General features: G+C 53.9%; 7 protein-coding genes and 1 riboswitch. Of the genes, 2 read left to right on the plus strand and 5 right to left on the minus strand.

The features are described 5' to 3' along the window. Positions 1 to 157: 157 nt before the first annotated feature. Positions 158 to 1009, minus strand: a complete 852-nt coding sequence (gene murI / locus ACG0Z5_RS23450; protein WP_394451526.1) for a glutamate racemase — start codon at positions 1007 to 1009, stop codon at positions 158 to 160. After that, positions 954 to 2801: a TonB-dependent vitamin B12 receptor BtuB gene (btuB, locus tag ACG0Z5_RS23455; RefSeq protein WP_394451527.1), complete on the minus strand. Its 1848-nt coding sequence runs from the start codon at positions 2799 to 2801 to the stop codon at positions 954 to 956. The genes murI and btuB overlap by 56 nt, the downstream gene beginning before the upstream one ends. 66 nt (positions 2802 to 2867) lie before the next feature. Then, a riboswitch (cobalamin riboswitch) is annotated at positions 2868 to 3063 on the minus strand. A gap of 115 nt (positions 3064 to 3178) precedes the next feature. On the opposite strand from btuB, the gene trmA reads away from it, so the two are divergent. Further along, positions 3179 to 4279 (plus strand): tRNA (uridine(54)-C5)-methyltransferase TrmA, encoded by a 1101-nt coding sequence (gene trmA / locus ACG0Z5_RS23460; RefSeq protein ID WP_394451529.1) that lies wholly within the window; start codon positions 3179 to 3181, stop codon positions 4277 to 4279. 42 nt (positions 4280 to 4321) lie between these two features. On the opposite strand, the gene ACG0Z5_RS23465 is transcribed toward trmA, so the two are convergent. After that, positions 4322 to 4681 (minus strand): YijD family membrane protein, encoded by a 360-nt coding sequence (locus tag ACG0Z5_RS23465; protein ID WP_319629554.1) that lies wholly within the window; start codon positions 4679 to 4681, stop codon positions 4322 to 4324. A 15-nt stretch (positions 4682 to 4696) separates the two neighbouring features. Then, positions 4697 to 5332 (minus strand): HTH-type transcriptional repressor FabR, encoded by a 636-nt coding sequence (fabR, locus tag ACG0Z5_RS23470; protein WP_319629555.1) that lies wholly within the window; start codon positions 5330 to 5332, stop codon positions 4697 to 4699. A gap of 198 nt (positions 5333 to 5530) precedes the next feature. Here fabR and sthA point away from each other — a divergent pair, with 198 nt between their 5' ends. Next, positions 5531 to 6931 (plus strand): Si-specific NAD(P)(+) transhydrogenase, encoded by a 1401-nt coding sequence (gene sthA / locus ACG0Z5_RS23475; protein WP_394451532.1) that lies wholly within the window; start codon positions 5531 to 5533, stop codon positions 6929 to 6931. On the opposite strand, the gene oxyR is transcribed toward sthA, so the two are convergent. After that, entirely contained in the window at positions 6914 to 7831 is a 918-nt protein-coding gene (gene oxyR / locus ACG0Z5_RS23480; RefSeq protein ID WP_394451533.1) for a DNA-binding transcriptional regulator OxyR, read from the minus strand. The two genes, sthA and oxyR, sit on opposite strands and share 18 nt — an antisense overlap. Positions 7832 to 8175 lie beyond the last annotated feature (344 nt).

Raw genomic sequence — 8175 nt, forward strand, 5'->3', positions numbered from 1 at the left:
TTTCTCTGTCGGCGTTCATCGCTGAACCCCTACTGCCCCGGCGGCTTGCTTGCCGTTGTTCCGTGTCAGTGGAGGCGCATTATAGGGAGTTCTGAGACGTTGACAAGCCCTGTTTGCAAAAAACTTTTCAACCGTCTCTTTTTTACTCAAATGCCTACTAAACAGCCAGCTTTTCCAGCCTTTCGAAGCCATAACGCTGCAAAACGGGCAAAAGTTGTTCAGTTTCCGGCGTCAATGCCATACAGAAGGCGATATTCGATTCTGACGATTTTGCATCTGGGGCTTCATGTTCGAGCAACCAGGCGGTACGTCGCGCAATTGCCGCACCGGAATCAATCAATCGAGTACCTTCCGGCAGGACTTCCAGCAGTTCGTCTTGTAATAAAGGGAAGTGCGTACATCCCAGCACTACGGTGTCTGGCGGTTCAGGCATTCTAAGCCACGGACGCAGGATCCGGCGCAGTTCGTCCAGCGGGACTGGGTCGCCATGCAGCTTCGCTTCCGCCAGAACCACCAGCTCCGCTGAGCCCAGCATCTCAATCTGACATTCATTGGCAAAGCGATCGATCAGTTCACGCGTATAAGGACGCTTTACCGTACCGCGCGTTGCCAGCAGCCCTACCACGCCGTTTGCCGTCAGGCGTGCCGCCGGTTTGATAGCCGGAACCACACCGACCACGGGAAATGCGAACTTCTCACGCAGACCAGGGAGTGAAACGGTACTTGCGGTGTTGCAGGCGATCACCGCCAGCGCAAGGGGATAACGCGCCTGGACAGCCGTGACGATTTCAAGCACACGTTCCACAATGAAGTCTTCGCTCTTTTCCCCATAAGGAAAGGCGACGTTATCGAAAGCGTAGATGTAATGAAGATCCGGCAGCAGGTGCCGAATCTCATCGTAAACCGACAACCCACCGACCCCGGAATCAAACACCAGGACGGTGGGACGTGGATCAGAAGGTGTAGCTGCCAGACAAGTTGTATTCCCGTCCTGCAGTTTCGTAGCCATAAACTGTCTCGTAGTCTTTATCGAACAGGTTGGCGATTTTACCACGAACTGTCAGGTGAGAGGTGACCGGATATGAAACGGCGAGATCCCACAGGCTCACGCCGCCCATCTTCACGCTCTCAGACGCGTAGGTGACTGGGTCAAACTTTTTATCATAGCGAGTACCCAGATATTGATACGTCACTGACCAGTCAAAGTCATACACCTGCCAGTCCAGCTGATACTTCACCTGCTGCTTGGCACGTCGTGCCAGCAACTCATTGGTCTGTGCGTTACGAGCATCAAGATAGTCATAGCTCACGGTGTGGGCTAACGGACCAGTGTCGAACGATGCGGTAGCTTCAACGCCTTTAATGCGTGCTTTGCCCACGTTGTAGTACTGGTTCTGGGTGTAGTCGTAATCGATAAGATTATCGACGTCGTTACGATACCCTGACACACGCCAGTTCACGCCCGCCGTTAAGCCCTCGAAGGCCCCTTCCCACTGCTTACTCTCTTCCGGGTCGAGATTTTCGTTGCCATAAAAACCGTGCAGCTGACCCAGGTTCGGCGCTTTAAACGCCGTTCCGTAGGACGCCACGAAGCGATAGCCGTCGATAAATTCCCAAGCCGCGCTACTCTGCCAGGTGCCGTGATCGCCAAACTGCGAGTTATCGTCACCGCGCACCGCGCCTTCAAAAGTAAATTGACCGAACTGTTGTAATGCCGTCAGGAACAGACCGGTGTTACGGATATCGTAACCATTGGTCACGTAGTTGGTTCCCGGCTCGGTGCTTTGCTTTTGCCAGTCGACGCCTGCGCCAATGTTACCGTGGCCGACATCCACCGAGTTCGCCCACTGCAGGTTGTACTGTTTGACCTCGTCCAGCGTCGCCGTTGAGTCATAGCGGCCCAGATTAGGATCGTAGTTATAGTCTTTACTGTGGCTGTAGCTCGAGGTCAGCTGCGAATGGAAGATGTCATCGTTAAAGCGAACCCCCGCATCCCAGGTCTGGCTGTAGAGCTGGCGAGTGTCGACCAGCACGCCCATATAAGGAGAGTTATCGTAGGCCGTACGGTTGTCGTAGCCGTAGCCACGGACAAATGCACTCCACTCATCAGAGAAACTATGCTCTAGCGCACCGTATAGCGTTTTACTCATAAAGCCATCACGGTCCGTCTGCGGTTGTCCACCCGTATTCCCGTCCGCCACCACGTCGTAGCCTTTGGTATAGGTATAGTCACCGGCCAACGTCACACGGGTATTATCCCCAAGCTTCTGCTGAGTGCTTCCGTTATAGCTCTGGTATCCGTTGGACCCAACCCCGGCATTTAGCGTCGTCCCGTCTTTCTCGCGGGTGGTAATAATGTTGACCACGCCGCCAATCGCATCTGAGCCATACACCGCCGAGCGTGGCCCGCGGATATATTCGATACGCTGAACCAGGCTCACTGGGAACTGGCTAAGATCGGAAGAACCACTGACACCCGCCTGATTAAGACGAACACCATCGACCAGAATCAGCACATGGCTGGAGTTAGTCCCACGAATAAATAAAGAAGAGCTTTGCCCCATACCACCGTTCTGCGCAACATCCACGCCGGGCAAACGACGCATCACGTCGGTGACGGAAGTCGATTGCCAACGATCGATATCCTCGCGCGTCACCACGGTGACTGGCGCCATAACGGTATTCAGAGGTTGTTGAAAACGATTTGCGGTAACGACCATCGTGTCTGAGCCGCTATCCTGCGCCCAGCCAGAAAAAGCTGTGACGGAGAGCGCCGTCAGCAGCGAAGCTTTTTTTATCATTGTAAAAAGCATCCAATAAATAAGAAGGATGCCGCTGGTCTCATCAGTAGCTCGCGATGATGAGGATCCGTTGCGACGTACTCCGGCAGGTCTTCGGGCTAGAAGGCCCCCGAATGGGATCGGGGCAATGAAACGATGACTTCCCACCTGTTGGCAGTGTCTGCTTACGCTCTCATTTCGCCTTACTTTACCGCTGCGCGTCAGCTCCAGATTTACACTGGATTCCCTTTTAACTCACAAGACCGGAAACAGGATGCTACATTCAGTAACATGCAGATGTCCAGACTGCTAATCATCTCACCCTGGCCATCAAGGGCTGGACATCCTGTGAGCATTCCCTACAATCGCCGCGTAATTTTTATCTTTCAGGAAGCATCATGACCCCCGAACACCTGCCGACAGAACAGTACGAGGCCCAACTGGCGGAGAAAGTCGTCCGCCTGCAAAGTATGATGGCGCCACACAATGCCCCGGCTCCGGAGGTGTTCCGCTCGCCTGTTAGCCATTACCGGATGCGCGCCGAATTCCGCATCTGGCATGACGGCGATGACCTCTACCACATCATTTTCGATCAGGAAACCAAGCAGCGTATTCGCGTCGATACGTTCCCGGCGGCCAGCGAATTAATTAATGCGCTGATGAAAGCCGTGCTGGATGGCGTCAAGGGCGAGAAAGTCCTGCGACACAAGCTGTTCCAGATTGATTACCTAAGCACCGTCAGCAATCAGGCCATCGTTTCTCTGCTTTATCATAAGAAGCTGGACGAAGAATGGCAGGTCGCTGCCACCCGGCTGCGTGATGCGCTGCGCGCCGCGAACCTGAACGTGCATTTAATTGGCCGGGCGACGAAAACCAAAATCGCATTGGATCAGGATTTTATTGACGAACGTCTGCCCGTTGGCGGACGTGAAATGATCTATCGCCAGGTAGAAAACAGCTTCACGCAGCCGAACGCGGCGATGAACGTGCAGATGCTGGAGTGGGCACTGGCGGCCACGGAAAATTCAAAAGGGGATTTGCTGGAGCTGTACTGCGGTAACGGTAACTTCTCTCTGGCTCTGGCGCGTAACTTCGACCGCGTGCTGGCCACCGAAATCGCCAAACCGTCCGTGGCGGCGGCGCAATACAACATCGCGGCGAACCACATCGATAACGTGCAGATTATCCGTATGTCAGCGGAAGAATTTACCCAAGCGATGAACGGCGTACGGGAGTTCAACCGTCTACAGGGGATCTCTCTAAAGAGCTATCAGTGCGAAACGATTTTCGTCGATCCTCCGCGCAGCGGGCTGGACAGCGAAACCGAGAAGATGGTGCAGGCGTACCCGCGTATTCTGTACATTTCCTGTAACCCGGAAACGTTGTGCAAGAACCTGGAAACATTAGGCCAGACGCATAAGGTTGAACGTCTGGCGCTGTTCGATCAGTTCCCGTACACCCATCATATGGAATGTGGGGTCTGGCTAACCAGGAAGTAAATCCTGCCTTCCTGCCCTCTCGCCAGAGAGGGCAGCGCGCTGTTATTCCGAGAGTTCCGCTTTACGGTTACGCATCCGGTAGCCGATCCAAAACACCATGACAACCGACAACACAGCAGGGAAGAAGTTAGAGCCGATATCCGGGTATTCCGCGCGAACCACCGTACTGTAAAGCAACACACCCAAAATAAAGCAGGCCGCCGCAAGGCCTGGCAGCCCCACAGGCATGGTGCGATTTTGGTAACGTTGATGCAGACAGTAAATCGTCAAAACCAGCGCGATCAGGGGGAACACTGAAAAGGGGACAATCGAACTGAAAAGTGCCGCAAATGTTCCGTTAATGGATAAACCGGCGATCAGCGCCAGCAACAACGTACCTCTGTCTTGACCTGTCTGTTTCATTGCTCGTCCTTCACGTTATTCGGAATGGTGTGTCATCTTCTCTTGTTCGCGGCGATACCAGTAATACGCGCCTTTGGAAATCATCCGCAGCTGCAGTACCAGTCGCTCTTCTAATTGTCGACGCTGTTCAGGGCCGACATCCAACGCTTCTGCGCCCGCACTGAACACGATGGTGACCATCGCTTCAGCCTGTGCCTCAGTAAAGGCGCGCGGCATATGATTTTCGATTTCCAGATAGTCAGCAAGTTCCGCAATAAAGTGCTGAATTTCACGCGCCACGGCGGCACGAAATGCTGCGGACGTTCCGGAACGTTCACGAAGTAACAAACGGAAGGCGTTAGGGTTATTACCGATAAATTCCATGAATGTGGACACCGAAGTGCGAATAACGCTGCCGCCTTTGGCGATACGCTGACGTGCCTGACGCATCAGCTGGCGCAGCATCAACCCGCTTTCATCGACCATGGTTAAGCCGAGTTCATCCACATCGCGGAAGTGACGATAGAAAGACGTCGGCGCAATTCCCGCCTCGCGCGCCACTTCACGCAGGCTGAGGCTGGCAAAACTTCTTTCGGCACTCAGTTGACTGAATGCCGCTTCCACCAGCGAACGCCGGGTTTTTTCTTTTTGTAGCGCTCTGACGCCTATCACGATGTCTGAATCCTTCCATCTGCCTAGCTCGGCACTATACCAGAGATTAAAACTAATCTGTTTGAGACGCTTTGTGAATGATTGTTTACGGGCGGTTTGTGCTCTCCCGCGCGAAAAAAGCACAACGATAATTGGGTTAAGCGGGTAATGATGTTACTATTCTGTTGCTTTTATGTATAAGAACAGGTAAGCCTTACCATGCCACACACCTACGATTATGATGCAATAGTAATTGGTTCTGGCCCGGGCGGCGAAGGCGCTGCAATGGGGCTGGTCAAGCTTGGCGCCCGTGTCGCCGTTATCGAGCGTTATCACAACGTTGGTGGCGGATGTACCCACTGGGGCACCATCCCATCGAAAGCACTTCGCCACGCCGTCAGCCGCATTATTGAATTCAACCAGAACCCTCTCTACAGCGACCACACCCGACTTCTCCGTTCCTCATTCGCCGATATTCTTAATCATGCCGATAGCGTGATTAACCAGCAGACGCGCATGCGCCAGGGATTCTACGAGCGTAATCACTGTGAAATTCTGCAGGGCGATGCCCATTTTATTGACGAGCACACCCTCGCGCTGGAGTGCCATGACGGTTCGGTCGAAACGGTAACGGCGGAGAAATTTGTCATCGCCTGCGGCTCTCGCCCCTATCGCCCGGACAACGTCGACTTCTCGCACCCGCGCGTGTACGACAGCGACTCGATCCTCAGTCTGCACCATGAACCACGCCACGTGATTATTTACGGCGCCGGGGTAATTGGCTGCGAATATGCGTCTATCTTCCGCGGAATGGAGGTCAAAGTGGATTTGATCAACACCCGCGATCGCCTGCTGGCGTTCCTCGATCAGGAAATGTCAGACTCCCTTTCGTACCACTTCTGGAACAGCGGCGTAGTGATTCGCCACAACGAAGAGTACGAGAAGATTGAAGGCATGGACGACGGCGTGATCATGCACCTGAAATCTGGCAAAAAGCTCAAAGCCGACTGCCTGCTGTTTGCCAACGGACGTACCGGGAACACCGACAGCCTGGCGCTGGATAACATTGGTCTGCAAACCGACAGCCGCGGTCAGCTGAAAGTAAACAGCATGTACCAGACTGCTATTCCGCATATCTATGCCGTGGGCGATGTTATCGGTTATCCAAGTCTTGCCTCAGCGGCCTACGATCAGGGCCGAATTGCGGCACAGGCGATGGTCAAAGGTGAAGCCACCGCCCACCTGATTGAAGACATCCCAACCGGGATCTATACCATTCCGGAAATCAGCTCAGTCGGCAAAACCGAACAGCAGCTGACGGCGATGAAAGTGCCGTACGAAGTGGGACGTGCGCAGTTTAAGCACCTCGCGCGGGCGCAAATCGTCGGGATGAACGTGGGGACGCTGAAGATCCTGTTCCATCGGGAAACCAAGGAGATTCTGGGGATCCACTGCTTTGGCGAGCGCGCGGCCGAAATTATTCACATTGGCCAAGCGATAATGGAGCAAAAAGGTGGCGGTAACACCATTGAGTACTTCGTTAACACCACCTTTAACTACCCGACAATGGCGGAAGCCTATCGGGTCGCCGCCCTGAACGGCTTAAACCGCCTGTTTTAACGGTTTGTCGAAATGGCCATCCATCTGCGTACGGATGGCCTCTGCCAGCTGCTCATAGCGGCTGCGCAGCGGTGAGCCTGGGCGATAAACCAGACCGACGGTACGACGCGGCTCCGGCTTAATGCACGGCAGATAAACCACACCATCACGTTTACGCTCCGGCGGCACGGCCAGCGCCGGCAACAGCGTAATGCCGCTGCCTGCGGCCACCATGTTGCGCAGCGTTTCCAGGCTGGTCGCGCGGAAATGCGTATCTTCATCCGCTCCGGCCTCAAAACAGAAGCCCATCGCCTGATCGCGCAGGCAGTGGCCGTCTTCCAGCATCAGTAGTTTTTCCCCGGCCAAATCAGACATCGGCACACGGTCGCGGTTAGCCCACGGGTGGTCCTCATAAATGGCCAGCATCATCGGCTCATCAAACAGCGGTACCTCGATAAAGGCTTCGCTCTCTTTCACCAATGCCAGAATGGCACAGTCGAGCTTACCGCTGTCGAGTTGAGCCAGCAGCTGATGGGTCTGCGCTTCATGCAGATACATTTCGAGTTTAGGGAACGTCTGGTGCAGGATAGGGATAATCTGCGGAAGCAGATAAGGGCCTACAGTCGGGATCAGGCCAATGTGCAACGGACCGGACATTGCTTCGCCCTGTTGGCTTGCCATTTCCTTGAGCACTTTGACCTCGCGCAGCACGGTACGTGCCTGATCCACCAGCAGTAATCCTGCCTGCGTGAACAGCACTTTACGGCTGGTGCGCTCCAGCAGCATTACACCCAGCTCATCTTCCAGCTTGCGAATTTGACCACTTAACGTCGGTTGGCTGACGTGGCAGGAATCCGCCGCACGGCGAAAATGACGATGCTCGGCTAAGGCCACCAGGTATTCAAGATCACGAATATTCATTATTCATCCTCCATCGCCACGATAGTTCATGGCGATAGATAGCATAGCAACGAACGATTATCCCTATCAAGCCCTGTGGTCAATAATACTCCACAGAAACGAGGTGATGCCTCAATAAACCTTGAAGCCAACGTAAACTTTGCGGACCCCGTGGTCCGCTTTTTTTTGGCCATAAAAAAGGTTCATCGCGGTTAAGCGTGAATCAATAGAAAACGGCGGTAAAAGTGGTTAGTTTTGTATTCGCCAAAACACCAACCAGCCACTCAACCGCCGTCTGCCATGAATGCTAATCTTTCTTCCCTCTTCTGGGAAGGTTTCACTGTTGATTCCTTCACTCATCCTGC

It is taken from the genome of Scandinavium sp. M-37 (genome assembly GCF_043558715.1).
GTDB lineage: Bacteria > Pseudomonadota > Gammaproteobacteria > Enterobacterales > Enterobacteriaceae > Scandinavium > Scandinavium vulneris_A.

What these genes read in the sequence shown, in the direction of transcription:
- trmA (WP_394451529.1), top strand. Translation starts at nt 3,179, where the DNA reads ATGACCCCCGAACACCTGCCGACAGAACAGTACGAGGCCCAACTGGCG.
- ACG0Z5_RS23465 (WP_319629554.1), bottom strand. Translation starts at nt 4,681, where the DNA reads ATGAAACAGACAGGTCAAGACAGAGGTACGTTGTTGCTGGCGCTGATC.
- murI (WP_394451526.1), bottom strand. Translation starts at nt 1,009, where the DNA reads ATGGCTACGAAACTGCAGGACGGGAATACAACTTGTCTGGCAGCTACA.
- btuB (WP_394451527.1), bottom strand. Translation starts at nt 2,801, where the DNA reads ATGATAAAAAAAGCTTCGCTGCTGACGGCGCTCTCCGTCACAGCTTTT.
- oxyR (WP_394451533.1), bottom strand. Translation starts at nt 7,831, where the DNA reads ATGAATATTCGTGATCTTGAATACCTGGTGGCCTTAGCCGAGCATCGT.
- sthA (WP_394451532.1), top strand. Translation starts at nt 5,531, where the DNA reads ATGCCACACACCTACGATTATGATGCAATAGTAATTGGTTCTGGCCCG.